Below are 25,225 nucleotides of genomic sequence, written 5' to 3'. Positions count from 1 at the left end.
AAAACAACCTCAATTTAAATCATCTGTTTGGCTTTTGAACGAGAGATACGAGTATCGCCCACTAACCAGTCAAAGAAAAGAATAATCGCCATCATCACAACAATCAGTAATGAACCATAGGCAATGGCAATACCATATTCACCGTCTTCTACACGGTTTAAGATATAAGCTGTTGCCACACGAGTATCAGCAGTAACTAAGAAGACAATTGCACTTACTGTTGTCATAGCACGCACAAAACTGGTAATTAATGCAGAAAGCAATGCTGGTTTTAATAAAGGTAAAGTGACATACAGCAATGTTTTCCAAGAACTACCTTTTAAAGAAAGTGAGGCTTCATCTAATGATTTATCTAATTGACCTAATCCAGCAATTGCTGCCCGCATTCCGATTGGCAGATCACGCATAACCATCGAAATAATAATGATGATACCAGTACCTGTGATATAGAAAGGAGCGTCATTAAAAGCAAGGATATAAGATACCCCTGCAACAGTACCTGGAACAGCAAAGCAGAGCATGGTTAAGAATTCAAGTGTTTTCTTACCTGCAAAATCTTTGCGTACCACAATATAAGCGATTAATAGACCAAATAATGCGGTTACTGGTGCGGCAATACCTGCATAGATAATCGTATTGATTAATGATGGCCATGCACCGTCACTAAATCCTTGTCCAAAAAGAGAAGCGTAGTTTTCTAAGGTTAAGGTGTAATCGACACCCCAGTTCACCGTAAAGCTACCATAGAAGATACTGCCATAAAGTGTTGCGTTAAAAATCACCCAGATGGCGAGCAGAGCAATAATGGCATTTTTTAAACCAGCTGGTAAATCTTGTACATCACCACGATAAGATTTACCGGATACGGTAACGTAAGAACGATTACCAATCCAAATATATTGCACAATAAAAATACCCAATGAGAACAATAATAAAATTGTTCCTAAGGTACTGGCTGACGCGTAATTTAATTGAGAACCAGCAATATAGAAATAAATTTGGGTCGCAATGACGTCAAAACTACCGCCAAGTACTAATGGGTTACTGAAGTCTGCAAGTGATTGAATGAATACTAATAAGAAAGCATTTGCTAAAGCAGGTTTAAGTAACGGGAATATAACTTGGAAGAAAGTTTGATAGCGATTAGCTCTTAATGTATAAGAGGCTTCTTCAATAGAAGGATGAACTGATTTTAATGAACCTTCCAAAATCATAAAAGCCAATGGGGTAAAGGCTAAAATTTGAGCAATCGCAATACCATTAAAACCATATAACCAGTTAGTATTGGTAAAACCAAAATGTTCAACTAAGAATTCTGTTAGATAGCCAGAACGTCCGAGCATTAAGGTTACGCCTAAACCGACCACAAAAGGCGGTGTTACGATTGGCAAAATAGAGAAAATCTTACCAATGAATGCAGTACGTCTTGCAATTCTTGTGGTGTAAAGTGCAAAGGCTAAACCAAAAACGGTTGAAATAAAACCAACAAAAGCAGATAACCATACTGAGTTTGCAATTACCCGAACAATATAAGATTGTCCAACAATATCAATGATTTGACTCGGCTTAAACTGTTCGCCATCGTAAAACATCGAGATAAAGATCGCGAATGTTGGATAAACGATAAAGAAAAAGATTCGGTATTATGTAGCAAATGCACAAAGATTTAATTTTCTGTTTTTGCTACATTTTTCTTACCTATTATAACTTAATTAAGGGTAAGAAAAACCTATGGGACGAACAGTATTAGAAAAAGCGTTAACAGAAGCTATTGCAGAATGTGAAAAAGACGGTGAAGCAATTGAAAAACAAATTACTACCCTTCAACGACAGTTGAAAGATATATATCAAAAAATGGCGGACTATCGTACCGCACTAAACCATTCAAAAAACACTCACTTTTCAACCAGTAAAAAAGCAAGAAATGCCCGTTTTCTTTCCTCTCCTCAACAATTAATTGCCAGTATCTTGAAAAAACACTCGGATAAGTGGTTAAGTACAAATGAAATTACCCGTCAAGCAATGGTATTAGACGGACAAAAGGTAGGGCATACCTTACCGACAGCGCAAATACAGACAATCTACACGGTTTTGCAGTATTTGATGAAGAAAGCGTTAGTTGAAAAATGCTGGAAGGATAAAAAATGTTATTGGCGATTAAAGGTCAAATAGTACAGAATATGACTATTGTTGTTTCAATCGCCAACGAATATTGACTATATTATATTCAATCCGCTCAACAATGCCTTTATTTAACCAGTGGCGTAATGCCCCACGCATTGATGCAGTATGTTGAGCGGTTATCGGTTTATCTGCTTGTCCGTCTTTGATTAACACTAAAGTAATCAGTTCATTTACGGTAAAGCTACGGTTTGGCTCTTGCTTCAATACTTCAAGCACCATTTTTCGCAATTTGCCTTTGAAGAGGCGTTTATAGAGCTTATAGGTAAAATTAGCTGTATTGTATTCATTAACAGAATGGCGATGCTGTAATACCTCAAGGGCATGCTCAAGTTTTTGTAATTTATCATCCACAAGGGCTAAATGTTTTACTACTTGCTCTCGCTCACGCTGTAATAAGCGAATTTTGTTTTCTATTTGATTAATACAGACTAATTTTGCCATTATTGCCAGACGACCTCTTGATGAATAATTTTTCGTTGCCAGTACCCACACCATTCATTATTTTTATTCGTCGTATGCAAACATTTACCCAAGATGTCATTAAACTGCCAACCATTTGACTTTCGTCGGTTATCTTCACGGTAAGCTATTTCATTCGCATAATTGAGTAAATAGGTATTACTCATTTTATGCGTTTGGCCGTAATACATTCGTTTGAAACGGCTAAAGAAACTTTCTGCTTGATTATTGGTTACGCCTAAATCACTGCGATACATTTCTTTATGATTCACTGTTTGTAAATTGTAGTGTGGTAATAACACTTCATAAGCATGACTTTCATCAGTATTAATACGACTATTGGCTTTAACAAAACGTGTGGCAAAAGCATCAATAATGGGTTGAGATTCTGTTTTTGCTACCATGACTAATGACCGTTTAGCGCCACAATGCAGTATATTTTCTTGCTTCTCATTGATTGTATAATGTTCTCTAGCCACAATAATACAACGCTTATCAGGATTTTGATTTTCAGCTAAACGGTAATCCAAGCGGTTGCTTTTCTTATTTGCTTTGCGTGGTGCTGGATGAACGTAAGTACCATCCATATCAACTTCCCCTGATAAAGGTTGTAAATCTCGTGTTTCTAATAAAGCTTTACGAATTTTATGAGATAATACGAATGCAGTTCGATAATTTACATCAGCATCACGAGAAAGTTGTAGTGATGAAATGCCTTTAGCGGCATTTACAAACTTAGCTATAATATAAAGGTAAGTTTGTAATGACTTTTTGCGATTAGCGAAAATTGAGCCAGAGGTTATGCTAAACGTATGATTGCAATATTTGCATCGCCATTGCTTTCGAGTAGAGATGAAATAGGCTTTGTGAGCTATACCGCATTCAGGACAGGCAACATTTTCTTTACTTCCCCAACGCAACTGGCAAAGTAAATCGAACGCTTCGTCATCAGATAGACGGGCTATCTTAATGGGAGAAAGCGTGCGTGCTTTAGCGTTGAGGAGGAAGTGTTGTGCCATAACCTTAAAATATGTCATAATGTGAAATTGTGTTGAATTTTACGACGAAATGTGAATTTTTTCAAGGGGAATTTCACAAATGCGTATATCAGAAAGATTAAAACTGCTTTGCAGTCAGCAAGGTTGGCGAATCAAAGACTTTGCAGAATTAACAGGATTGCCGTATAGAACAGCTCAAGGCTATATTAGCGGAGATCGAGAACCTAATTCCGACGGAATGACAATTTTAGTTGAAAAATTGAATATCAATATAAATTGGCTATTAACAGGTAAAGGGGTTATGTTTATTGATCCCGAAGAAAGCAAACAACAATCTTTTATAGATTCTGAAATTCATTTAATTTCAGAATATAGAAAAGCAAATGGTATAGGAAAAAAAATAATTTTATCTCACGCATCATTAATTTCAAAAGAGCTAAAAAATGAAAAATGATTCCCTTTCATATAAAAAAAATGTAAAACAACCCTCTATTTCAGAGAAAAATACTCTTAACCACTTAAATAGTAAAGAATGGGTTGAATTTACTAAATCTTGGTTTATAGAAAGTCCATCACCAAGAGCAAAAGGTGTTATATTACACCCAGCAAAATACCCTGAATCATTAGTCGAAAAATTTTTATTATTCTTTACTCAAAATGATGGGGTAATATTTGATCCTTTTCTTGGTACTGGAAGTTCGTTAGTTGCCGTAGATAATTTAAACAAATCTGTTCTAGGTAGTAATAGAAAAGGATTTGGTACGGAATTAAATCCTGAATATGCTAAAATAGCTAGTGATAGAACAGAACAAACCGTATATAACAAGAATTGCTTTGATCTTAATATAGATGAAATTCCTGATTTAGATTTTATTATCACCAGTCCGCCATACTGGAATGTATTGCATAAGGATAGTGGGCATATTAATAAAAAAAGAGAAAAAATGGGGCTTGATGTAGTCTATTCAGATGATGAATCAGATTTGGGGAATATTGATGATTATGATGAATTTATAAAAGTATTAAGTGATTTTTTCTCTAAAATTAGTATTAAATTAAAAGATAAGAAGTTCTGCGTTGTTGTTTTATCTTGCACAAATAGAAAGGGGCGTTTTTATCCAATTCCTTATGATTTTGCTGGAGAACTTCAAAAAAAATGTAAGCTAGTACTAAAAGGGGAAAAAATATGGTGCCAAGACAATAAGGCTTTAATGCCTTATGGTTATCCATATAGTTTTGTCCCTAACTTTACCCATCATACTTGCTTAATATTTAGAAAAGAGAATTAAAAATGAAAACAGATACTACTAATATATTTCTAACAGAGGAAGAAATAAACTTCTGTAAGATTATTAGCGAAATGAGAACCAATCTACAAGAAGATGATCCATCTTTATCATATACAACATATAAAGAGAGAAGATCTGATAACAATTTTATAGGTCAAGTTGCGGAAGTCGCATTATTAAAATTTTTTTTATGATAATAAAATATCATTTTCAGGAACTTGCTTTGCAATTACATATGCTCACTCTAACTCAAATAAATCAATACTACCACCTCTAGCTGATTTTATTTTATTTAATGGTAAAACCATAGATATAAAATCTGACAGGTACGATCTCCCCAGATATGGCGGTGTAATACCTAATGAAAAATTAAAACCAGTGCATATTGCAGACTATACATTTTGGGTGGAATATAATGAAAAGCATAATAATAAAGTAATCATACATGGTTGGAGTAATAAATCTGATTTAATAAATTTAATTCAAGAACCAAATGCAGTAACACCAAGTGGCAGACCTATGCCAAAACCTTGTAAAAGATTACCGTATAGTAAATTCAGAAATATACCTAGCTTCTTAGATGAAATAAAACAAGCTCGGACAACTGGTATATATCAAATTGAAGCCAATAAAATATTTCATAATGTTGATAATAGTGATATTCTAGAAAATGATAGTATCGGAGAAAATTATAATAATTGGGTAAAAGAAGTTATACATAGACTTTTAAATTCAAAAAGCAATATTAGAATAACAATATTTAACACTAAAAATATTATCAGTATAATGTGTGAAAATATAGAAACAAAACAAATGGGAAAAGTAATATCTTTTATTCCATCAAATAATAACTATATAGCTAGAGAATTTTTTATTAATTTAGTTAAATCAATAGAAAATATGCTTTCATATATATAATGAATACCAGAAAAAACTTACTGTCAACTTCCCTATTTATGGCACAATGCTAAATTAGAGTTTTCCAGTTTTTCCCTGTAAGCTGATGATGGTAAATTACCAAGGCTTTCATGGGTTCGCTCTTCGTTATAATCAAGTCGTTATCCCAATGGGAATCAAGTAATTCGAGTTAAGAAAAGACCTAATGATGGAAAGCAAGTTGTAAAAGACGGTATTACATATCCTGAACAATTTTCTCTCGATGAAAATGGAAATTTAGAATTTACACCCACCATCTCAGATAAAACGATCGTGAATGGAATATAATATTGTTGGTTGGAAACATATTGTTTGCATGCTCTAATTTCGACATAAATAAGATATTATATCCAAGTGATAGCGGGTATATAGAACAAACAATTCCCGTTGCTTTTGCAGGGAGATGGGTAAATAAAAAGAATCCATCTTATAATTATTGCTATCCTCAAACTGATTTTTCTGAATACGCTATTCTAAATATCACTCCAGAGCATAATGTATTAGAATTTATAGGGTTTAGTTTACATAAAGTTGCTAAATTCTATTCGCTAACTCAAGATGCTTTTAGCGCACAAGTCAAAGCGAAAACAATAGATATGGGAGAAATAAACGAAGAAGCAGAAGATAAAATAGAAAATCTTAGCGCCAAATTAGTGGATAAGAATACCATCATTGTTGATAGTAAAAGATATTATCGCTGTCCTTAATGCTAATTTTTCTTTGTTGCCACCCTTTGGGGTGGCTTAATATTAAAATTGCTCATTATTTATCCAGCTTATTAAATTAAAACTGATTAAAAATAAAGCAAACGAACTAGGTAAATATCATAAATATAACTCATTATTCCTAAAAAATAATCTTTCTTTATCAAAAACTTAAAATTATTTTGCAATATTTATTAAAAATAACTTGACAGACATTCTGATTTCTGTTTAAAAATTTCGCTTGACATAGCCCTCCCTTACAACTACCATTTTCGGCACGGATAATAGTCCCTTTATTACAGTTTTTGATTGTTTTTAAGCCTAAAAAGGCTTGGAAAATCGAAAGTTGTAATAAAGGGACTTTTGTTTTTATGGCACAGCATTTCCTGTTATCTGCAAAAGCTCGCCGCTTGTCACTGATACAAGTGGCTGGGCTTGCTGATACAGAAATAATGGCTCTACTCAAAAAGGCCCGATGGGGAACAGAAGAAGAGCAAGTTTGCCCTCGTTGCGGTATTCGTCATTTTGCCTACTTCATTAAAACCCGCCAACAATGGCAATGTAAGCATTGTCACACTCGCTTTTCAATTACGACAGGTACCATTTTCCAATCCCATAAATTATCACTAAGGCAAATTCTTATTGCCCTATATCTATTTACTACCGAGAGTAAAGGATTGTCTGCCGTTGCGCTTTCACATAAGCTCAATGTGCAATATAAAACAGCTTGGGTTCTTCTGCATAAATTCAGAGAATCGCTTAATCTCACTAAAGATTTAACCGCACTTTCGGGCGAAGTTCATATAGATGGTTGTTATGTGAATTACTATCTTCGCCCGAAGAACTTCAAACATAAACGTATTGATAGACGAGCAAAACGCAATCAACGCAAAGACAAGTCTTGTGTAATGGTATTCCGCCAACGTGCAGCTAATCAGAATAGGATTCAAGGTGCGGATAGAAGTATTGTAGCGCTTATTAAGGAAGAAAATACCCAAGACATCCTAGCCCTAACGCATACATTGGTGAAACCAAATAGCACAATTTGTGCTGATGAAAATCCAGCTTACGATAGCCTTACTTTGCATTATCAACTAGAACGAGTAAATCACTCACAAGAATACTGCTCAATAGACGGTATTACCAACAACCTTGCCGAATCGTTTTTTGCTCGGTTACGAAGAATGATTACAGGAATACACCACCGAATGAGTAACCGCTATCTTATTCACTATGCAAATGAAATCGCTTGGCGAGAAGATGAACGCCGTAAAAGTATTCAAGAGAAATTCAATGAACTACTCAATAAATGCTTAAGTTGTCCGCCATCACGCCATTTCGTCGGCTATTGGCAAGGTAATAAAAGACCGCCCGTTTCCTTTGGGGTATCAAGTCTAAGTGATAATCAACAATACCATATAGCAGCTTAATAGAAAAAGGGAGGTATATTTACTATGAAATCTATCATTGTTATTGATATACAAGATATTCATTTTGATTATGAAATGGATAATACTCACGATTCCGTACAAGATGATACAATTTGGTTAGCATTGGAAAATGAAGAGGGGTTGCCTTGGGATGATGTTATGGAGCAACAAGAAGAATCTGATAAACCACGTTACAGTTACCTCTGGTGAGATGTGACAATTTGTAAAAGACAATAAATTAGAAAATGTCAATGTACCAAAAGAAGGCGATATATTGAAATTCTAGTAAGCAAAGTACGGTCAAATTCTTCCAATATTTGACCGCTATACTGATTATAGTAAATATTATTAACCTTATCTTAAAGTGCTATGATTGCTTCAATTCTTTCCAAGCTTGAGAAATAATCTCACGTGCTGCTTGAATCGCAAGAAATGCTAATATAAAAGCAACAATCAAGTCAGGATATTTTGATTGAGTAAAATAAACGACAGCGCCAGCTAAGACAATCACAATATTACCGATAGCATCATTTCGAGTACAAAGCCAGACACCACGCATATTACTATCGCCGTCTCGAAAACGATAAAGTACCCATGCTGCTGTAAGATTAATCAATAACGCGAGAGAACCAACAAAACTCATTTGGCTATAATTAGGTATATCCCCATAAAACCAACGGTACAATGTGGTGAAAAGAATAAATAATCCAAATCCTCCCATTGTTGCACCTTTAATAAGAGAGGCTTTAGCTCGATAGATTAATGCCATAGGCAAAACATACAGACTTATTAAATAATTTGCACTATCTCCAAAAAAATCAAGGCTATCTGATAACAAGGAAGTGGAACCTGATTTTATTCCCGTCACAATTTCAACAATAAACATGATGAAATTTAGCCAAAACGCAAGCCATAACGTATAACGGTATTGCGAAGAGAAATGAGCAGAATTTGAATGACAATGATTTGAACATGACATGATTATCTCCGTGAGTTTTCATTTAAAATTTAATAAACTATAAACTCCGTAATCATTACAGGGTCAATAGGTAATGAATAAATTTTTTAAAATTAATGAATTAAGTAAAGCAAGTGGGATCAATTTAGAGACTATTCGCTACTATGAAAAATTAGGACTGATAACTGCGGCTCAACGGCAAAAAAATGGCTACCGTATTTTTAATGAAAAACAACTGATACAACTCCGCTTTATTAAGACTTGTCGCTCAATTGGCTTTAGTTTAGAAGAAATCAAACAACTTTGTCTATTACAAGAGGATCCAAATAATCAGTGCCAAATTGCAGATGACTTAGCAGAAAAACACTTACAACAGGTTCTATACCAAATTGAACAATTACAACAAGTAAAACAATTTTTAGAACAATTTGTTGGTTGTAAAGAACATGATGTAGCACATTGTCAGGTAATTAAAGCAATTAGAGAGATAAAATAAAAGATTACCCATGATACAAATATAATCTCTTTAACTAACCATTCAATAAGTTGCAAAAATATTATTTTTAGAGGCTGAAGTAGATTATCACCTAAATTAAAAAGCCTTGAGCTTATCACTACACTCAAGGCTTTTTTACGGTTGATTATTCAGTTTTTGGTTTCTTTGTGCAACTGCTACATAATACCGAAAAGATTAATAAAATAATGCTGAGCAATGAGGCAATAATAAATTTATCGCCTTGCATAATTTTTAATGCTGCTAAACCATTAGTTGCGATTGCGGTTAAGGTAATTACTAAGACAATAATGGAATAACCTAGACTTAGATGATAAATATTGGCAGAGAAAAAGGTAAATAAGCTAATTACACAGATTGCGAATAGTGTTGTTTTAGCTTCTGTTTCGATCGATAAACCTAGGCGAGGTAAGATCCAAAAAATAATTAATGAACAGAACCAAAACCAGCTTAGATTAAATGAATGCCAACCCATTGCAGCAAGAAATTCATCTGAGGTCGATTCTAATAGACCATAGTCTAATGCAAAAGTAGGTAAAATCGCGAAAGCGATTAAACTCAATAAGATCCAGGTTGTGGTGGTATTTAATGAAAATTTTGTTGAGTTCATACAACCTCTCAAAATAGAAATAGGGAATATATAATAATTCCCTATCAAATTAGGAAAATAGGTAAATGGGGAATAGCTATGGTAAGTGAACCATAGCTATTTATCTTACTTATTATTTATTTAATTTAACGTCATTAACCCACTTATCAATGAGACGTTTTCTTTCATCACTTGACCCATATTTTTCAAAATCATAGTTGATAAGATTAAGTTTTGTTGGATCAAATGCGTTTGGAGATTGTTCTGCTGTTGTATTGGTTAAAGTTTGTAAGGATTGACCTTTTTTCCAAGCCAACTCTTGACCTTCTTTAGATAATACCCAATCCACGAACAATTTCGCATTATCTAAGTTTCTTGCACCTTTTAAGATACTTACTCCACCGAGTTCATAACCAGTACCTTCACAAGGTACGATTAACGCTAATGGTGCACCTTTCTCTTTTTCTAATGCGTAGTCGTGTAAGAAACCAATACCAATAGTCGCTTCTCCACGAGCTGCATTACGAGATGGGGTAATACCTGATTTGGTATATTGAGAGATGTTTTTATCTAAAGATTTGAAGTAATCAAATGCTTTTGGTTCGCCCCATAATTGAACAAATGTTGCAATCGCAGTATAAGCAGTACCAGAACTTTGTGGATCAGCAATTTGGATTTCCCCTTTTAAGCGAGGATCTAATAAATCGCTCCAACATTTAGGCACATCTTTAATGCCAAGTTTTGCTAAACGTTCAGTATTTACCCCGAAACCTAAAATACCCATATAAATAGCAGAAGATAAATTACCTTTTACTTTACCAGGGTCACGGAATTTTTCGACAATTTGGGAAAGATTTGGTGATTGATAAGGTTGGAGTAGACCAAGTTCCCCTGCTTGAGATTGTGGATCAAATGTACCACCGTACCAAACATCGGCTTGAGGATTATTTTTTTCAGCTTCTACTTTAGCAAAAGTACTACCAGAACCATTACGGATAAAAGACGTTTTTACATCATATTTTTTAGAAAATTCTTGAGTTTCAGTTTCACATAATTCATTAGTGGCACTACAGTAAACAACAAGGCGACCTGCTGCTTGTGCAGTTGAAGCTAATAATATAGTACTAACTGCAATTGCAGAAAGTTTAAGAGAAGTGGATAAACGCATAAGTTATTACTCCTTAATATAGGTAAAAATACTATTTAATTATAAGTAAGGTTTATAGATAGAACTGTGAATAAATTCACAAAAATAAAAAATAATGTAATGTAAATGAATAATTGGCTAAAAAAATAGACAAAAAACTCTTTTATTTTCTTTATCAATCAAATTTGCATTCGATAAGAATCATTTTAAATAAAATAACAATTATATTGATAAGAGAAATGGATTAATGAATAGGTAATTTCTTATCGTATAATAACGGACGTTATTACTTTATTAATTACTTATAAGGAGTTTTTTATGGCAAAGTTTCGTTATTTTACGCAGCCGTTTGCAATTAAAAATTTAACATTACGTAATCGGATTGTGATGCCGCCTATGTGCCAATATAGTGCGGTCGATGGTGTACCTAATGATTGGCATTTTGTACACTATACATCACGAGCTATTGGGGGTGTAGGATTAATTATTGTGGAAATGACTAATGTTGCACCTAATGGACGTATTACACCTCATTGCTTAGGTTTATGGAATGATCAGCAACGTGATGCATTTAAGCGTATTGTTGATGCAGTGCATGCACAAGGTGCCAAAATAGGGATTCAAATTGGTCATGCTGGACGTAAAGCACAAGATTGTGATGATGTCGTTGCACCTTCAGCGATTCATTATGGAGATTTAGATTATCCTGGACAAAACTTAAAAACACCACGGGGATTAAGTAAAGTAGAAATTCAAGAGATTATCCAAGCATTCCAAGATTCAGTAAAAAGAGCAGTGGAAGCAGGTTTTGATTTAATTGAATTACATGGTGCTCATGGTTATTTAATTCATCAATTCTATTCGCCAAAATCTAATCAACGCCAAGATGAATATGGACAAGATAAAATGTTATTTGGTGAGCAAGTCATTAAAGCTGTTAAGGCAGTAATGCCAGAAGATATGCCATTAGTTATCCGTATTTCTGCACAAGAATACTCAGCGAATGGATTTGATAGTGATTACGGAGTTGAGGTGGCGAAACGCTTCGCAGCTGCTGGGGTAGATATGATTCATGTGAGCGGTGGTGGTAATGGTGCATTAGTTGAAGGTAAGCATCCACAATTTGCTGCAGGTTATCAAGTTTATTTAGCTCGTAAAGTAAAACAAGCAACGAATTTACCTGTGATTGCTGTTGGAATGTTAGATGATCCTGCCTTAGCAGATTTCGTAATTGGTAGTGGTGATGCGGATTTAGTTGCTATTGGTAGAGGTTTATTGCGAGATCCATATTGGGTGTTAAATGCACAATATGAGCAAAATGCCAGTGACAGTTCACCAATTAATGATATTCCTCGCCAATATCAACGTGGCTTTATGTAGTTGTATGTATAAGTCGGATACAGTTGTATCCGACATTTTTTTAAGTTGAAGTATCTGTGATATTGGATGGTGGTTTTTTCCATTTGCGATAGAAATATACAATCGGTGTAAATAGACATAACAATATTATACTAAGAAAGAACCAAAAAAATTGCTTATCAGAATATCCTTCATGAATAATGATAGAGGGTTGATTGATAAGGTAGGTTACTTTAATACCTTGTTGTTGTCTTAATATGTCTGCTTGTTGATATGTTAAATCTGTCTTTTCTGAAGTAAATACTTGTCCATTAACTTGATATATTAAAAAAGCAGAATAACAAGTATACTTTCTTCCCTTACCACAGTGTTCAACATTAATTTTATTGGCATAAGCTAGGTTTTTTGCACTTGGTTCAATATAGAAACGTAAATAACGAGAGCCAGTATATATCGTAAGAAATGTCATCAGGATAAATGTAAATAGATATAGTACGATTTTACAATATTTCATAATGAGTGAAGCTATATAGAGTTATTGGAAAAATGGGCTGTTTTATAGCTCATTTAAACGGATGACAAACCTAAATTCAAAGTCAAATATTAACTAATAATGACTAAATGTACGAGAATATCTTTTGTGATCAACCTTTTTTCTCCCAGCCCTCTCCTTCAGGATTGAAGAAGGCTAGGATGAGTTGCAAGAATTTATATTTTGATTGTAGTAAGCGAGGGCTGCTATTCGTTTTGACTATTTTAACAACAGATAATTAGTCTGCTTAACTTCTTCCATCACCACATAAGTACGTGTGTCATTCACCCCAGGTAAACGTAATAATGTAGTACCTAGTAATTTACGATAAGCTGCCATATCGGCTACACGTGTTTTTAATAAATAATCGAAATCACCAGAAACAAGATGACATTCTTGAATTTCGTCTAGATCTTGCACAGCACGATTAAATTCTTCAAAGACATCAGGCTTGCCGCGTACTAGCGTAATTTCAACAATGACTAATAGTGGTGAATCGAGTAATTCAGGATTGAGCAATGCGCGATACCCCATAATTACACCTTGTTTTTCTAAACGTTTGACACGTTCTAAACAAGGAGTAGGTGATAAACCAACGCGTTTTGATAATTCGATATTAGAAATTTTTCCGTTGTGCTGGAGTTCATTAAGAATTTTGATATCGATGGCATCAAGTGATTTAGCCATTTTTTTTTGACGCATGTTTTTAATCCTTTTGAGGTGGATAACGTATTTTTTATTATAGTAGATTTCAGATTAAAAGACATCAGCCGTACTTTGTACGGCTGATGTTGTTATGGTAATAATGCTTCTTGATCTGCACCTTCTTTATCGACTTTTGGTGGCAACATATGTTCACGTTTTAAACCAAAATTCAATGCTAATGCAATCGCGATATAGATCGATGAATAAGTACCAAAACCAATCCCGATTAATAGTGCTAATGAGAAACTGTGGATTGTTGGTCCACCAAATAGCAATAAAGCAATGACTACAATCAATGTAGTAATTGATGTCATCAAGGTTCTTGATAAGGTTTGACTTAACGAAATATTGATAATTTCTACTGTTGAAGCTCGGCGAATCTTACGGAAGTTTTCCCGTACACGATCGAATACTACAATACTATCGTTCAATGAATAACCAATTATCGATAAAATAGCAGCAACGAAAGTTAGGTCAATTTCTACTTGTAATGCAGAGAACACGCCGACTGTTACAATAACGTCATGTGCTAAGGAGAGAATTGCCCCTAATGCAAGACGCCATTCAAAACGGAATCCTACATAAATTAATAGCATTGCTAAGGTAATTAAAGTGGCATAAATCGCAGAAACAGTAAGTTCTTCACCAACATTTGGTCCGACGAATTCAATACTGCGAATATTAACGTCTTTATCAATACCACTTAGAATAGATTTAATATGTGTACCTAAATTTGGATCATTAAAAGATGCTGGTACACGAACCATAACATCACGCACACCACCAGAGGCTTGTACAACTGCACTGTGTAATCCATTTTCAGTTAGAACTTCACGTACTTTTGGTAAATCTGCTGGTTGTGAGAACGTGGTATCAATAACAGTACCGCCAGTAAAGTCTAGCCCCCAGTTAAAGCCTTTTGTAATAATGAAGAATAATGAAATTGCTATGACTAAAATAGAGAAGCTATATGCCACTACACGATAACGCATAAAGTGGAATAGCTTGTATGGGAACTTGATATCATTAAGACATTCAGTTTGATTATCTACATTTGTTGAATTTTTCATGCTAATTGATTCCATCCCTAAATCGATAACTTACTGAGTCGTTTACCACCATAGAGGAAGTTCACGATAGCACGAGTACCAGTAATTGCAGTAAACATTGAAATGGCAACACCAAGAGACAACGTAATTGCGAAACCTTTTACGGGACCTGTTCCTGCTGCATAAAGAATGATAGCAGTTAGAATAGTAGTTAAGTTTGCATCGAAGATACTTGAAAATGCACCATTATATCCTTCGTTAATTGCCTGTTGAATTGAGCGACCATTGCGTAACTCTTCTTTTATCCGTTCAAAGATCAGGACATTAGCATCGACCGACATCCCTACGGATAACACAATCCCAGCAATACCTGGCATTGATAAGGTTGCACCTGGAATTAACGACATTACACCAACAAGAATAATAATATTGGCAATTAAGGCGATATTTGCGATCAAGCCAAATTTACGATAGTAAAGCACCATAAATAATACAACAATGGCTAATCCCCAGAAGCTCGCTTTTAATCCTTGTTCAATGTTTTGTGTTCCTAATGATGGACCGATAGTGCGTTCTTCTACGATTTGAATTGGAGCAATGAGAGCACCAGAACGTAATAATACAGAGAGGTTTTGAGCTTCTGCTGGTGAATCAATACCTGTAATACGGAATGTATTACCAAGGCGAGATTGGATTGTAGCAACGTTAATAACTTCTTCGTGTTTGATTAAGATTGCTTTACCGTTAGCATCTTTTTGACCGCTATCTTTGTATTCACTATAAACAGTTGCCATTGGTTTACCAATTGCGGTTTTAGTCGCTTCAGACATAATATTTCCGCCTTCGCTATCCAATGAGATGTTTACTTGTGGGCGACCGTATTCATCATTACCAGAATTTGCATCCGTAATATGTTCACCCCCTAAAATAGTTTTACGATAAACCACAACAGGTCTACCATTGCGGTCATGTTGTAATTCAGAGTCAGATGGCACCATACCATTCTCTGCTGCAGCAACGTTTGCAGTTTGGTTTACCATACGGAATTCTAAAGTTGCAGTTGCACCTAAAATTTCTTTAGCTCGTGCAGTGTCTTGCACACCTGGTAATTCAACGACAATACGTTCTGCACCTTGTTGTTGAACGACAGGTTCTGCTACCCCTAATTCATTTACCCGTTTACGCAAAATAGTGATGTTTTGTTCTACCGCACTGGTTTTCAAACGAGTAAGTTCAGTTTCAGAAAGGGTTAAAGTAACGTTTTGACCATTACTGATAACATCCCAATTTGGATGTTTACGTTTTAAAACACGAACGACATTTTCAGGTGAGATTTGATCGGCTAATGTGATTACAGTGGAATAATTATCACCTGATTGTAATGCTTTATAGACAAATTTTTCTTTACGTAACTCGGTGCGAAGATTGTCTTGTAGTTGTTCTTGTTGTTTCGCTAAAACTGACTTGAGATCTACTTCCATTAAGAAACGCACTCCACCACGCAAATCGAGCCCTAGCTTCAATGGACTAGCCCCAATATTAGTGAGCCAATTTGGTGTTGCTGGCGCAAGATTTAGTGCAACAGAGTAATTATTGCCTAGTTTTTCTAGAATTTTATCTTTTGCGAGTAATTGTTCGTCTGTACTGCTAAATTTCGCCAGAATAGATCCATTCTCTAATGCAATAGATTTAATCGGAAGTTTATTTTGTTCGAGAACTTGACGAACGTCAGTTAATGTTTGTTCAGTGGCGACTTGTCCGCGAGTACCAGAAATTTGGACAGCAGGATCTTCACCATAAAGATTTGGAAGGGCATATAAAATGCCGATGGCGACCACAAAGATCACCATCAGATTCTTCCATAAAGGGTAACGATTTAACACAATTAAATGCCTTTATGAAAATGAAAAATTAAAATGTTTTAATAGAGCCTTTTGGTAAAACAGCTGCAATGAAATCTCTTTTAATAGTGACTTCAGTAGTTGCATTTAATGCAACAACAATATATTGGTTTTCATTGTCAGTAGGGATTTTGGTAATTTTACCTAATAGCCCACTACTTAATAAAACCTCTTCACCTTTCGCTAAAGAATCCATTAATTTACGATGTTCTTTATTGCGTTTAGATTGAGGACGGAAAATCATAAAATAGAAAATTAAACCGAAAATGACCAATAAGAAGATCATTTGCATACCACCGCCTTGAGCAGCTGCAGCATCAGCAGCATATGCTGTAGAGATAAGACCCATGTTGTTTTCCTTATAAATAACTAATTAAGTAAAAAATAACTCACTTTGTACTTTAACTTTGCATAGTACAAAAAGAGAAAGCTAAAAATAGCACAAAAACACAATCTTGTGAAAATGTTCTTTCCCTGTTGTACTGGGAAGTTGTACTTTTTTTCAGCAAATAATTTCTCTACTTAGTTAAGTAGAGAAATTTGTGATTAGTTTACTTGGTAATGTCCAACGCCAAGTTCATCTTCTTTACGTGTACGGTGCATAACAGCTTGTGGCGATTGTTGAATACGCAAGCTCATTTCATCTTCAGTGCGTACGACTTCACCTCGTAAAGAGTTGGTATAAACATCAGTAATTTTAACATCAACAAACTTACCAATCATGTCTGGAGAACCAACGAAATTCACAATTCGATTGTTTTCAGTGCGTCCCGTTAATTCCATAATGTCTTTTTTCGATGGTCCTTCTACTAGAATACGTTGTTCAGTCCCTAACATACGGCGACTAAATTGTGCAGCCTGTTGATTGATACGTTCTTGTAGTAGGTATAGACGTTGTTTTTTCTCTTCTTCACTGACATCATCTGGCATATCTGCTGCTGGTGTACCAGGTCGAGGAGAATAAATAAAGCTAAAGCTCATATCAAAGTTGACTTGTGCAATGAGATTCATTGTTTGCTCAAAATCTTGGGCTGTTTCTCCTGGGAAACCAACAATAAAATCAGAGCTAATTTGAATATCTGGACGAGCTTCACGCAATTTACGGATAATGGCTTTATATTCTAATGCGGTATGGTTACGTTTCATCATTGTTAATACACGATCTGAACCACTTTGCACAGGTAGATGCAAGAAGCTAACTAATTCGGGTGTATCACGATAAACATCAATAATATCGTCAGTAAACTCGATTGGGTGTGAAGTGGTAAAACGTAAACGATCAATACCGTCAATCGCTGCAACAAGACGTAATAATTCTGCAAACGAACAAATACCGCCGTCATGTGTTGGACCACGATACGCATTGACATTTTGTCCAAGCAGATTAACTTCACGCACGCCCTGTTCTGCAAGTTGGGCAATCTCAAATAAAACATCATCTACTGGACGACTTACTTCTTCGCCACGTGTATAAGGGACAACACAGAATGAACAATATTTATTGCATCCTTCCATAATTGAAACGAAAGCGGTTGGGCCTTCTGCTTTTGGTTCTGGTAAGCGGTCAAATTTTTCAATTTCAGGGAAGCTAATATCAACCACAGAACTTTTCCCTCCACGAATTTGATTTACCATTTCTGGTAAGCGATGTAAGGTTTGTGGTCCAAAAATAATATCAACATAAGGTGCACGTTCACGAATGTGTTCGCCTTCTTGTGAAGCAACACAACCACCAACACCAATAATTAAATCAGGATTTTGTTTTTTTAAATCTTTCCAACGACCTAATTGATGGAATACTTTTTCTTGTGCTTTTTCTCGAATGGAGCAAGTATTGAGTAATAGAATATCTGCTTCTTCAGCATTTTCGGTAAGTTCTAAACCATGTGTACTATTTAATAGGTCTGCCATTTTTGCCGAATCGTATTCATTCATTTGGCAACCCCAAGTTTTAATATGTAATTTTTGTGTCATTGCGGTTATTGAAAGTTAACTGATTGAAATAATGAAATTTATGCTATTGAAAATAGCACCGTTCTGAAAATCGGACGCTATTCTACCGATTTATCACAATAATCTCTAGCACTTCATTGAGGTATATTCAGGATTTATTTTCAGTAAGTTTTAGGGGCTATGGATGTTTTGGAGTAGAATAATGTCATTACAAAAAATAGGGTAACAAGATGAACGAGCAGTCTAAACATTATGATTTTATTATTGTAGGTGGTGGTATGGTGGGGGCTGCCTGTGCGGTTGGTCTGGCACAATTAGGGCTAAAAATTTTTGTCGTAGAGCAAGCACCATTATCTGTTTTTTCAGCAGAACAAGATTATGATTTACGGATTTCGGCAATTAGCTCAGGTTCAGTGAAATTATTACAATCGTTAGGTGCTTGGGATTATATTGCTGCACGACGTGTTTGCCCTTATCGTCAACTAAGTACTTGGGAAATTGAGGGCTTTGCGACCACGTTTTCTGCCGAAGAGTTAGGCTTAAGCGAATTGGGTTATATGGTAGAAAATCAGCTTATTCAGGAAGGGTTATGGCACTGTTTTTCTGCCTTTTCAACGATTAATGCTTGTGCAGAAGTACAAATTACACAGGCAGAGCGAATAGAGCAGCAATGGCAATTAACGTTAAGTAGTGGTGAAGTGATTAGTAGCCCTCGAGTGATTGCAGCAGACGGAGCAAATTCACAATGGCGTGAATTTGCTGGCATTGGTGTGACAGGTTGGCGTTATCAGCAAGATTGTTTATTGATATTAGTCGATACTGAAGCAGCACAACAGCAGATGACATGGCAACAATTTTATCCAACAGGGCCAAGAGCATTATTACCATTACAGGGGAAACAAGCCTGTTTAGTTTGGTATGATACGCCAGCAAAGATTGCACAATTAAAACAGTTATCGATGGATAAATTAACTCAAGCCATTATGATGGAATTTCCGAAATGCGTTGGACAAATTACGGCACGAAAATGTGGCGGTTTTGCCTTAACTCGCCGTCATGCTCAGCAATATTATAAAAATGGCGTTATTTTGATTGGCGATGCTGCTCACACCATTCATCCTTTAGCGGGGCAGGGTGTTAATTTGGGTTTTAAAGATGTGAAATGCTTATTAGAAAATGTAGCGTCAGCTTTAAAACAAGAACAGCAACTCAATGAAGATCACTTTTTAGCGAAATATCAACGTCAGCGTTATTACGATAATTTATTAATGCAATCGACAATGGATCTTTTTTATAAGGCTTTCCGTTCCCCATTACTGCCTGTGAAAATTGTTCGTAATCTTGGTTTAATTGCAGCAGATCGAGCGGGGGTAGTAAAACGTCAAGCGTTAAAATATGCGTTGGGGTTGTAAGGGGAATTAAGGATTTTGTTTTCAACGCAAAATCTTGACGAAATGAGGATTAGCAAGGAGCTAGGGTGTACTTTTTTTGCCTACTTTTTTTGTACAAGCAAAAAAAGTAGGGCGCCCTTTAGGGCGAAATCTAAATACTAATTTACGTGAAAAACAAGCTAAAAAATTAACTAAAATGACTTTGTCAACAAATTAAACCTTTTACTTTCAACGCAAAAACCTCATTTTACTCTTTATTTCTCAAACTCATTTTGTTTACTACGAAATAAATTGTCTTTCACTACCGTTTTAACTTCTTCTAATAACAATTTATGAATAGTATGGAGTTTTGGGCGTTCTTGACTAGTAAAAGGGATCGGGCGACAAAGTTCTAAGGTTTTAATACCTAAACGTGCAGTAAGCAATCCAACGCCCACACCTTGTGCAACTCGTGCAGATAGTTTTGCAGTAATATCTTGTGATAACCAATCCATACCGATTTCACGAATAACTTCACTTGCACCAGCAAAGGCAATATTAAATAACACCATTTTGATTAAACGAATCCGACTGAAATAGCCTAATTTTACGCCATATAAATTGGCTAACTTATTAATTAAGCGTAAATGACGCCAAGCAATAAAAGCCATATCTACTAATGCTAATGGACTAATGGCTACTAGCAGTGAGGCTTCAATTGCTTGTTTATTAATCATTTTTTGTGCTTGTTTATCAAGTGGAGAGAGAAATTCTTGACTAAACAGTTGTAATAACTCTGAGGCAGTATAACCTTGATTGGCATAATGTTGCCATTGTTGATACTGCGGATCATGTGGAGAAATTCGCATATATTCAATCAGTTGTTGAGTAAGTTCTGTTCCTTCTTTAGCAGATAATGTTGGTGTTTGTGGTGTAAGTTGTAAGCCTTTATTACGTTGTTGTAACTGTTCAAGACGTTTTAATTGGCGTAAATGGCGAAATTCATTGATGATTGCACTTAAACCTAATGCCACAATGCCACTAAATACTAAGGCAAAAGCAAAGTTGATCCACTGATGCTGTTGCCAAGTATCAATCAACCATTGGATCGCTTGAGCAACAACTGCAACGGAAAAGAGGAGTGTTGTACCAAGCAAACCTTTTTGCCACCAAGAAAGAGGGCGTTGTAAGGCAGAGTGTAAATCGTTTTCGACTTCAGAATCAGTGTGATAAGCCTGCTCATCTACGACCACTGTTTGTGAATGAAACTCACGTTTATTGTGTAATGTTTCGTTATCAGTTTGAGTTGCATCTTCTGGATGAAAAATTTTCTTCTGTTGCATTATCTTAATTTATCTCCTAGTAAATATTCTAATACCGCATCAAGGCGTAAATGAGGCAATGGTTCGCCATTGATTGCCAGTTGCGGATCAAATTGATCAAATTCAAAGCGATTAGTTTGCCAAAAGTCAGCAGTTGGTAAACGTTGTGGCACACTACCAGGAAAGAGGGTAATACGTTTTTTATCTTGACTGCGTATGCCTTGTAAGGCTTTAAATTGTTGTCCGTTTTCTTCGACAATGACTTGTTGGGTCGCTCGAATAGCAGCTAAAGCAGTAAAATCAATATCAATATTAGAGAAATGTAGATGTTCACCGTCAGCTTGGACTAATTGCCTTAATAGACTAATTAAATTAGGGATTTGCTCAGTAGTAATATGATCTGCTTTAGTCGCTGCAAAGAGTAATTTATCAATTTTTGGCGAAAATAAACGATTAAAAAAGTTGCGCTGCCCATAATGAAAACTCTGAAATAAAGCCCGCAAGGCGAACTGCATATCAATAAATGCTTCTCGACTATGATTTAGTGCAGTTAAACAATCCGCTAAAATAATTTGCCGATCGAAATGAGAGAAGTGTTGTTGATAAAACTGTTTCACAATATGGTTACGATAAAAATCATAGCGTTGTTGTAATACACGAAAATAACTTTGCTTAGTTGCCGATTTTTTTAATGCTAGCCATTGTTCAGCAGAAAGATGAGGTAAAGGGAAAAATTGTAGTGCAATTGAGCCTTCAGCGTCCCCAGGCAAAATAAAGCGTCCTGGTTGAATAAAATAGAAACCTTGTGCTTTGCATTGATGTAAATACTCTGTGTAAGCTTTAGCAAGTTGTGCCAAGATATGCTCATCTGCGGTAGCGTGTAAATCCAGTTTTTTGATTTGTTGCAACCAATTTACGGCAAGTGCTTGGCGTTTTCCTTGTTGTGATTGCTGTATGGTTAATGACCATTGTTGATAACTTTGCGATAACAACGGTAAATCCAATAACCATTCACCAGGATAATCAAAAATATCTAAATAAAGTACACCTTGTTCCTTAATATGACGTAAGAAACTTTGGCGATGTTGATAATGAATTTCTAAACGTGTTTCACTTAAACCACGAGTAGATTGTGGCCATTGAGGTGGTGTTTTTTCTAAACAAAGTAGATTTTCTTCATATTCAAAACGTGGCAATGTCCAGTCTTTTTGGGTAAGCCGTTTGACGCCAAGAATTTGTTGATTACGTGCAGCATTAAATAGCGGCAGCTGTGGTTTATCAGTCGTATTAAGTGATAATAATTGATTGATTAAACCTGTAATAAAAGTTGTTTTACCGCTTTGACTTAATCCTGTTACTGCAAGACGTAAAGTTTGATCTAATCCTCGTTCAATTAGGCTATCTATTTCATTTTGTAAGGTTTTTAACATAACTTTTTGTCCAATAAATCATTTTTTATAGTGTAGCTCATTTGAGCATAAAAGGAAAAAACGCAACTAATATGATGTTATAGGAAGAGAATTCAAGCGATAAATGGCGAGAAGAAAAGAGGAAAATTTTTTTTGCAAAAAGAAACAGATATATTTTACGTCTAAGCAAAATATATCTGTTTAAGTTATGGTTTCTACTACGATTTAATTAGCGAGTTTCGCTCAATGGAATTTCTGCATCTGGTTCGTGAGTGATACGATTACGTAAGTCACGGCGTACTAACTCGATTGTCCAGAACCAGAAAATGTGACCAACAAATTCAGAAACGTGTTCATAGAATGGCCATTCTGCTACTGGTGGAGTTAAACCTAAAAGTGGGAAAGTAATATAGTGAACACAAATATCACAAATGATCCCTGCTAATACACCTTGCCATAGTTTCACTTTCGGGAAACGTTCTGCAACAACACAGTAAGCAATCGCAAAAACTAAAGAGAAAATGATGTGAGTAACACCAATCCAGTTGAATGCTTGGTCAGCAAAGGTAAATGCTGGTGCAGTTGGATCAATACCTAAATAATCTCTTAAGAAAACGTGTGGTGGGTTGAGGAATGCACGAGAACAAACTTCTAATGCTTGTGATGGATCTTTACAAGCTGCAGCGAATAGATCTAATGGGCTGCGTGGTGGAAATGGATGTTCAGCACCCCATTTTACAAAGGCAGAAAGAAGACCTGCAAAGATACCAACAAATGCAGCAACGCCATAGCGACGACGGCTTGGGTTAGTTTGTTCAAATAGATTAATCATATAAATTCCTTATATTAATATGGTTAAAAATAGGTTTATATTGGTTATCATTTCAGGGCAAAATGATAATGTGCGCGATCATAAAACAATTATTTTTTTATACAACAAAAAAATAATCAAAAAGAGTTAATTGAATAATTGATGAACAAAAATAATAAAAACTAAACCGTTTTAGCTTGTAAAAAGTATTTTTTTGTGGTGACAAATGAAGTGAAAAAGATATTTTTGATCTTAGCTAGTAACTTTACCGTTATTTAATTCTTGAGTAAGCGGGTATTTGGTAGAAGTAAGAGGTTTATCAATAGATTAATCAAGATAAAAATATCAACAAAAAAATACCCCAGACTAAGCTGGGGTATGGAGATGATTAATTGATTAAATTAGAAATAAACACGGAAACCTACACCGATTTTGTTATCTCTATCTTTAGTATTCACGTTTGCTTTATCTAGGCTATATTTAAATGTGCCGCCTTCTACATAGGTTACAACTTGTTTTGTTAACCAGTAGTCAGTACCAAGAATAAAGCCATTGATAGTTCCTTTATCATCACCAGTACGTGCAGTTGCTTTATAGTATTTGTATTCTGCATAAACTTTCGCATTATCTAAATAGTTATATTTAGCACCCACTTCTAAAGCACGTAATTTATAAAAACCTTCTAATGCTACTTTATCAGTTTTTAAATCAGATAAATCTAAAGTCGCCTTTCTATCGCCAGATGCTTTAAGTTCTGAGTAGTCAACTGCTAATGCAAATGGACCAGTTGCTAATTCAGTACCAACTACAAAGGCATTTTCATTGTAATCTGGTGCAGAAACAGCGTTACCATCTGCATCTAAACCATCTTTATGGAAACTCTTAACTTTAGAGAAACCACCGTTTAAAGTTAAAGTGGTGTCGTTAGCAATTTCAGCAGTATAGAATAATGCACCGCCCCAACCTTTACCATTTTGTTCTTCATTAACATTTTTCTTAGCATTACCGAAGAAATAATCTAAACCGAAGCTAAAGCCGTTCCATTCTGCACTACGGAATTTAGCTGCTTTTTTATCTGAAGTATGAACTTGTTTAACATCACCAAGATCATAAGTATAGTCAGAAATACCTAAATCATCCAAGTTAGTAGCTTGGCGACCGAAAGTTAATGTACCAATTTGTTCTTGAGAAAATCCTGCATAAACTTCATGAGCTTCGATATCACTGAAACTATCTTCATCATTTGCATCAAAACGAAGTTGAGTTGCAGCTAATGCGCTATAACCATTACCTAAATCTTGAGCTGCTTTAATTTCTACACGTGAACCTGGGTTTTTAAGATCTGCACGTTCACCTTTATGTTTAGTTAAAAGAACACGGAATTGTCCGCCAAGTTCTACTTTAGTACCATCTTGGTTATAAACCACTGCTGCGTTGGCAGAAGTTGCTGCTAATGCGGCTACTGCTACTGCGACTAATGTTTTTTTCATAATAAATACCTCTTAAAAATTTTTAAGTTAAGTTCAGTGAACTTTTTGCAGAAACAGAAGTCTAAGGCGCCTCCATTTCGAGCAAAAATCCTACGCCAACTTTTTTAGTGGATCAA

General features: G+C 35.3%; 25 protein-coding genes and 2 pseudogenes. 11 read left to right on the top strand and 16 right to left on the bottom strand.

Features of this window, described 5'->3' with window-relative positions; translation table 11 throughout:
• Window positions 1–14: 14 nt before the first annotated feature.
• Window positions 15–1,637 (bottom strand): annotated as a pseudogene (locus ACFFHT_RS06630) (ABC transporter permease); the annotation flags it as partial.
• 94 nt (window positions 1,638–1,731) lie between these two features.
• Here ACFFHT_RS06630 and ACFFHT_RS06625 point away from each other — a divergent pair.
• The gene (locus ACFFHT_RS06625) at window positions 1,732–2,172 is read left to right on the top strand and encodes a transcriptional regulator (RefSeq protein WP_382374638.1); all 441 of its coding nucleotides are present in this window, start codon (window positions 1,732–1,734) and stop codon (window positions 2,170–2,172) included.
• A 12-nt stretch (window positions 2,173–2,184) separates the two neighbouring features.
• Here ACFFHT_RS06625 and ACFFHT_RS06620 read toward each other — a convergent pair whose 3' ends face one another.
• Together ACFFHT_RS06620 and ACFFHT_RS06615 are read right to left on the bottom strand one after the other, a co-directional pair.
• Entirely contained in the window at window positions 2,185–2,625 is a 441-nt protein-coding gene (locus tag ACFFHT_RS06620) for a DNA repair protein (RefSeq protein ID WP_382374636.1), read from the bottom strand.
• Window positions 2,625–3,662, bottom strand: a complete 1,038-nt coding sequence (locus ACFFHT_RS06615; RefSeq protein ID WP_382374635.1) for an IS1595 family transposase — start codon at window positions 3,660–3,662, stop codon at window positions 2,625–2,627. The genes ACFFHT_RS06620 and ACFFHT_RS06615 overlap by 1 nt, the downstream gene beginning before the upstream one ends.
• Before the next feature lie 79 nt (window positions 3,663–3,741).
• On the opposite strand from ACFFHT_RS06615, the gene ACFFHT_RS06610 reads away from it, so the two are divergent.
• The 7 genes from ACFFHT_RS06610 (at window position 3,742) to ACFFHT_RS06580 (ending at window position 8,210) form a co-directional block, all read left to right on the top strand.
• Window positions 3,742–4,095, top strand: a complete 354-nt coding sequence (locus ACFFHT_RS06610; RefSeq protein WP_382374633.1) for a helix-turn-helix domain-containing protein — start codon at window positions 3,742–3,744, stop codon at window positions 4,093–4,095.
• Window positions 4,085–4,930: a DNA methyltransferase gene (locus ACFFHT_RS06605; RefSeq protein WP_382374631.1), complete on the top strand. Its 846-nt coding sequence runs from the start codon at window positions 4,085–4,087 to the stop codon at window positions 4,928–4,930. Before ACFFHT_RS06610 ends, ACFFHT_RS06605 begins: the two co-directional genes overlap by 11 nt.
• Before the next feature lie 2 nt (window positions 4,931–4,932).
• Window positions 4,933–5,124, top strand: coding sequence for a hypothetical protein (locus ACFFHT_RS06600; protein ID WP_382374629.1), 192 nt, complete (start codon window positions 4,933–4,935; stop codon window positions 5,122–5,124).
• A 184-nt stretch (window positions 5,125–5,308) separates the two neighbouring features.
• Window positions 5,309–5,848, top strand: a complete 540-nt coding sequence (locus ACFFHT_RS06595; RefSeq protein WP_382374627.1) for a hypothetical protein — start codon at window positions 5,309–5,311, stop codon at window positions 5,846–5,848.
• 308 nt (window positions 5,849–6,156) lie between these two features.
• The gene (locus ACFFHT_RS06590; RefSeq protein WP_382374625.1) at window positions 6,157–6,573 is read left to right on the top strand and encodes a hypothetical protein; all 417 of its coding nucleotides are present in this window, start codon (window positions 6,157–6,159) and stop codon (window positions 6,571–6,573) included.
• Window positions 6,574–6,941: 368 nt separating this feature from the next.
• Entirely contained in the window at window positions 6,942–8,000 is a 1,059-nt protein-coding gene (locus ACFFHT_RS06585) for an IS1595 family transposase (protein WP_382374623.1), read from the top strand.
• A 24-nt stretch (window positions 8,001–8,024) separates the two neighbouring features.
• A complete protein-coding gene (locus tag ACFFHT_RS06580) occupies window positions 8,025–8,210 on the top strand; it encodes a hypothetical protein (RefSeq protein WP_382374621.1) in 186 nt (61 codons plus the stop codon).
• Window positions 8,211–8,367: 157 nt separating this feature from the next.
• Here ACFFHT_RS06580 and ACFFHT_RS06575 read toward each other — a convergent pair whose 3' ends face one another.
• Window positions 8,368–8,979, bottom strand: a complete 612-nt coding sequence (locus ACFFHT_RS06575) for a cation efflux transmembrane domain-containing protein (RefSeq protein WP_382374619.1) — start codon at window positions 8,977–8,979, stop codon at window positions 8,368–8,370.
• A 73-nt stretch (window positions 8,980–9,052) separates the two neighbouring features.
• On the opposite strand from ACFFHT_RS06575, the gene ACFFHT_RS06570 reads away from it, so the two are divergent.
• Window positions 9,053–9,454 carry a MerR family transcriptional regulator gene (locus ACFFHT_RS06570; RefSeq protein ID WP_382374617.1) on the top strand — a complete coding sequence of 134 codons (402 nt, stop codon included), beginning with the start codon at window positions 9,053–9,055 and terminating at the stop codon, window positions 9,452–9,454.
• Window positions 9,455–9,644: 190 nt separating this feature from the next.
• Here ACFFHT_RS06570 and ACFFHT_RS06565 read toward each other — a convergent pair.
• Window positions 9,645–10,082, bottom strand: a pseudogene (locus tag ACFFHT_RS06565) (iron ABC transporter permease); the annotation flags it as partial.
• Window positions 10,083–10,194: 112 nt separating this feature from the next.
• Window positions 10,195–11,229, bottom strand: a complete 1,035-nt coding sequence (locus tag ACFFHT_RS06560) for an ABC transporter substrate-binding protein (RefSeq protein WP_382374615.1) — start codon at window positions 11,227–11,229, stop codon at window positions 10,195–10,197.
• A 297-nt stretch (window positions 11,230–11,526) separates the two neighbouring features.
• Here ACFFHT_RS06560 and ACFFHT_RS06555 point away from each other — a divergent pair, with 297 nt between their 5' ends.
• Window positions 11,527–12,588 carry an NADH:flavin oxidoreductase/NADH oxidase gene (locus tag ACFFHT_RS06555; protein WP_382374613.1) on the top strand — a complete coding sequence of 354 codons (1,062 nt, stop codon included), beginning with the start codon at window positions 11,527–11,529 and terminating at the stop codon, window positions 12,586–12,588.
• Window positions 12,589–12,628: 40 nt separating this feature from the next.
• On the opposite strand, the gene ACFFHT_RS06550 is transcribed toward ACFFHT_RS06555, so the two are convergent.
• The 6 genes from ACFFHT_RS06550 to miaB form a co-directional block, all read right to left on the bottom strand.
• Window positions 12,629–13,036 (bottom strand): hypothetical protein, encoded by a 408-nt coding sequence (locus ACFFHT_RS06550; RefSeq protein ID WP_382374611.1) that lies wholly within the window; start codon window positions 13,034–13,036, stop codon window positions 12,629–12,631.
• 282 nt (window positions 13,037–13,318) lie between these two features.
• Window positions 13,319–13,801, bottom strand: coding sequence for a leucine-responsive transcriptional regulator Lrp (gene lrp / locus ACFFHT_RS06545; protein ID WP_382374609.1), 483 nt, complete (start codon window positions 13,799–13,801; stop codon window positions 13,319–13,321).
• A 92-nt stretch (window positions 13,802–13,893) separates the two neighbouring features.
• Window positions 13,894–14,874, bottom strand: coding sequence for a protein translocase subunit SecF (secF, locus tag ACFFHT_RS06540; protein ID WP_382371553.1), 981 nt, complete (start codon window positions 14,872–14,874; stop codon window positions 13,894–13,896).
• Between the two features lie 17 nt (window positions 14,875–14,891).
• Window positions 14,892–16,736 (bottom strand): protein translocase subunit SecD, encoded by a 1,845-nt coding sequence (gene secD / locus ACFFHT_RS06535; protein ID WP_382371555.1) that lies wholly within the window; start codon window positions 16,734–16,736, stop codon window positions 14,892–14,894.
• A 28-nt stretch (window positions 16,737–16,764) separates the two neighbouring features.
• On the bottom strand, window positions 16,765–17,103 hold the full coding sequence (yajC, locus tag ACFFHT_RS06530) for a preprotein translocase subunit YajC (protein WP_382371557.1): 339 nt from the start codon (window positions 17,101–17,103) through the stop codon (window positions 16,765–16,767).
• 197 nt (window positions 17,104–17,300) lie between these two features.
• Window positions 17,301–18,728 (bottom strand): tRNA (N6-isopentenyl adenosine(37)-C2)-methylthiotransferase MiaB, encoded by a 1,428-nt coding sequence (gene miaB / locus ACFFHT_RS06525; protein ID WP_382371559.1) that lies wholly within the window; start codon window positions 18,726–18,728, stop codon window positions 17,301–17,303.
• Between the two features lie 209 nt (window positions 18,729–18,937).
• On the opposite strand from miaB, the gene ACFFHT_RS06520 reads away from it, so the two are divergent.
• Window positions 18,938–20,119 carry an FAD-dependent monooxygenase gene (locus tag ACFFHT_RS06520; protein ID WP_382374607.1) on the top strand — a complete coding sequence of 394 codons (1,182 nt, stop codon included), beginning with the start codon at window positions 18,938–18,940 and terminating at the stop codon, window positions 20,117–20,119.
• Between the two features lie 233 nt (window positions 20,120–20,352).
• Here the strand turns inward: ACFFHT_RS06520 and ACFFHT_RS06515 are convergent, their stop codons facing one another.
• From ACFFHT_RS06515 to ACFFHT_RS06500, 4 genes are all read right to left on the bottom strand, one after another.
• The gene (locus tag ACFFHT_RS06515; protein ID WP_382374605.1) at window positions 20,353–21,420 is read right to left on the bottom strand and encodes a YcjF family protein; all 1,068 of its coding nucleotides are present in this window, start codon (window positions 21,418–21,420) and stop codon (window positions 20,353–20,355) included.
• A complete protein-coding gene (locus tag ACFFHT_RS06510) occupies window positions 21,420–22,829 on the bottom strand; it encodes a YcjX family GTP-binding protein (protein WP_382374603.1) in 1,410 nt (469 codons plus the stop codon). Before ACFFHT_RS06510 ends, ACFFHT_RS06515 begins: the two co-directional genes overlap by 1 nt.
• A gap of 208 nt (window positions 22,830–23,037) precedes the next feature.
• Entirely contained in the window at window positions 23,038–23,640 is a 603-nt protein-coding gene (locus tag ACFFHT_RS06505; protein WP_382374601.1) for a YagU family protein, read from the bottom strand.
• A gap of 380 nt (window positions 23,641–24,020) precedes the next feature.
• Window positions 24,021–25,109, bottom strand: coding sequence for a porin (locus ACFFHT_RS06500; RefSeq protein WP_382374599.1), 1,089 nt, complete (start codon window positions 25,107–25,109; stop codon window positions 24,021–24,023).
• Between the last annotated feature and the right edge of the window lie 116 nt (window positions 25,110–25,225).

Source organism: Gallibacterium melopsittaci (assembly GCF_042433085.1).
In the GTDB taxonomy this organism is placed as follows: Bacteria; Pseudomonadota; Gammaproteobacteria; order Enterobacterales; family Pasteurellaceae; genus Gallibacterium; species Gallibacterium melopsittaci.
The sequence above is the reverse complement of the archived record's forward strand: the minus strand, read 5'-3'. Positions and strand labels throughout refer to the sequence as shown.

Excerpts from the sequence above, each read along its gene's own strand:
- ACFFHT_RS06625 (WP_382374638.1), top strand. The coding sequence starts at position 1,732 with ATGGGACGAACAGTATTAGAAAAAGCGTTAACAGAAGCTATTGCAGAA.
- ACFFHT_RS06620 (WP_382374636.1), bottom strand. The coding sequence starts at position 2,625 with ATGGCAAAATTAGTCTGTATTAATCAAATAGAAAACAAAATTCGCTTA.
- ACFFHT_RS06615 (WP_382374635.1), bottom strand. The coding sequence starts at position 3,662 with ATGGCACAACACTTCCTCCTCAACGCTAAAGCACGCACGCTTTCTCCC.
- ACFFHT_RS06610 (WP_382374633.1), top strand. The coding sequence starts at position 3,742 with ATGCGTATATCAGAAAGATTAAAACTGCTTTGCAGTCAGCAAGGTTGG.
- ACFFHT_RS06605 (WP_382374631.1), top strand. The coding sequence starts at position 4,085 with ATGAAAAATGATTCCCTTTCATATAAAAAAAATGTAAAACAACCCTCT.
- ACFFHT_RS06600 (WP_382374629.1), top strand. The coding sequence starts at position 4,933 with ATGAAAACAGATACTACTAATATATTTCTAACAGAGGAAGAAATAAAC.
- ACFFHT_RS06585 (WP_382374623.1), top strand. The coding sequence starts at position 6,942 with ATGGCACAGCATTTCCTGTTATCTGCAAAAGCTCGCCGCTTGTCACTG.
- ACFFHT_RS06580 (WP_382374621.1), top strand. The coding sequence starts at position 8,025 with ATGAAATCTATCATTGTTATTGATATACAAGATATTCATTTTGATTAT.
- ACFFHT_RS06575 (WP_382374619.1), bottom strand. The coding sequence starts at position 8,979 with ATGTCATGTTCAAATCATTGTCATTCAAATTCTGCTCATTTCTCTTCG.
- ACFFHT_RS06570 (WP_382374617.1), top strand. The coding sequence starts at position 9,053 with ATGAATAAATTTTTTAAAATTAATGAATTAAGTAAAGCAAGTGGGATC.
- ACFFHT_RS06560 (WP_382374615.1), bottom strand. The coding sequence starts at position 11,229 with ATGCGTTTATCCACTTCTCTTAAACTTTCTGCAATTGCAGTTAGTACT.
- ACFFHT_RS06555 (WP_382374613.1), top strand. The coding sequence starts at position 11,527 with ATGGCAAAGTTTCGTTATTTTACGCAGCCGTTTGCAATTAAAAATTTA.
- ACFFHT_RS06550 (WP_382374611.1), bottom strand. The coding sequence starts at position 13,036 with ATGACATTTCTTACGATATATACTGGCTCTCGTTATTTACGTTTCTAT.
- lrp (WP_382374609.1), bottom strand. The coding sequence starts at position 13,801 with ATGCGTCAAAAAAAAATGGCTAAATCACTTGATGCCATCGATATCAAA.
- secF (WP_382371553.1), bottom strand. The coding sequence starts at position 14,874 with ATGAAAAATTCAACAAATGTAGATAATCAAACTGAATGTCTTAATGAT.
- yajC (WP_382371557.1), bottom strand. The coding sequence starts at position 17,103 with ATGGGTCTTATCTCTACAGCATATGCTGCTGATGCTGCAGCTGCTCAA.
- miaB (WP_382371559.1), bottom strand. The coding sequence starts at position 18,728 with ATGACACAAAAATTACATATTAAAACTTGGGGTTGCCAAATGAATGAA.
- ACFFHT_RS06520 (WP_382374607.1), top strand. The coding sequence starts at position 18,938 with ATGAACGAGCAGTCTAAACATTATGATTTTATTATTGTAGGTGGTGGT.
- ACFFHT_RS06515 (WP_382374605.1), bottom strand. The coding sequence starts at position 21,420 with ATGCAACAGAAGAAAATTTTTCATCCAGAAGATGCAACTCAAACTGAT.
- ACFFHT_RS06510 (WP_382374603.1), bottom strand. The coding sequence starts at position 22,829 with ATGTTAAAAACCTTACAAAATGAAATAGATAGCCTAATTGAACGAGGA.
- ACFFHT_RS06505 (WP_382374601.1), bottom strand. The coding sequence starts at position 23,640 with ATGATTAATCTATTTGAACAAACTAACCCAAGCCGTCGTCGCTATGGC.
- ACFFHT_RS06500 (WP_382374599.1), bottom strand. The coding sequence starts at position 25,109 with ATGAAAAAAACATTAGTCGCAGTAGCAGTAGCCGCATTAGCAGCAACT.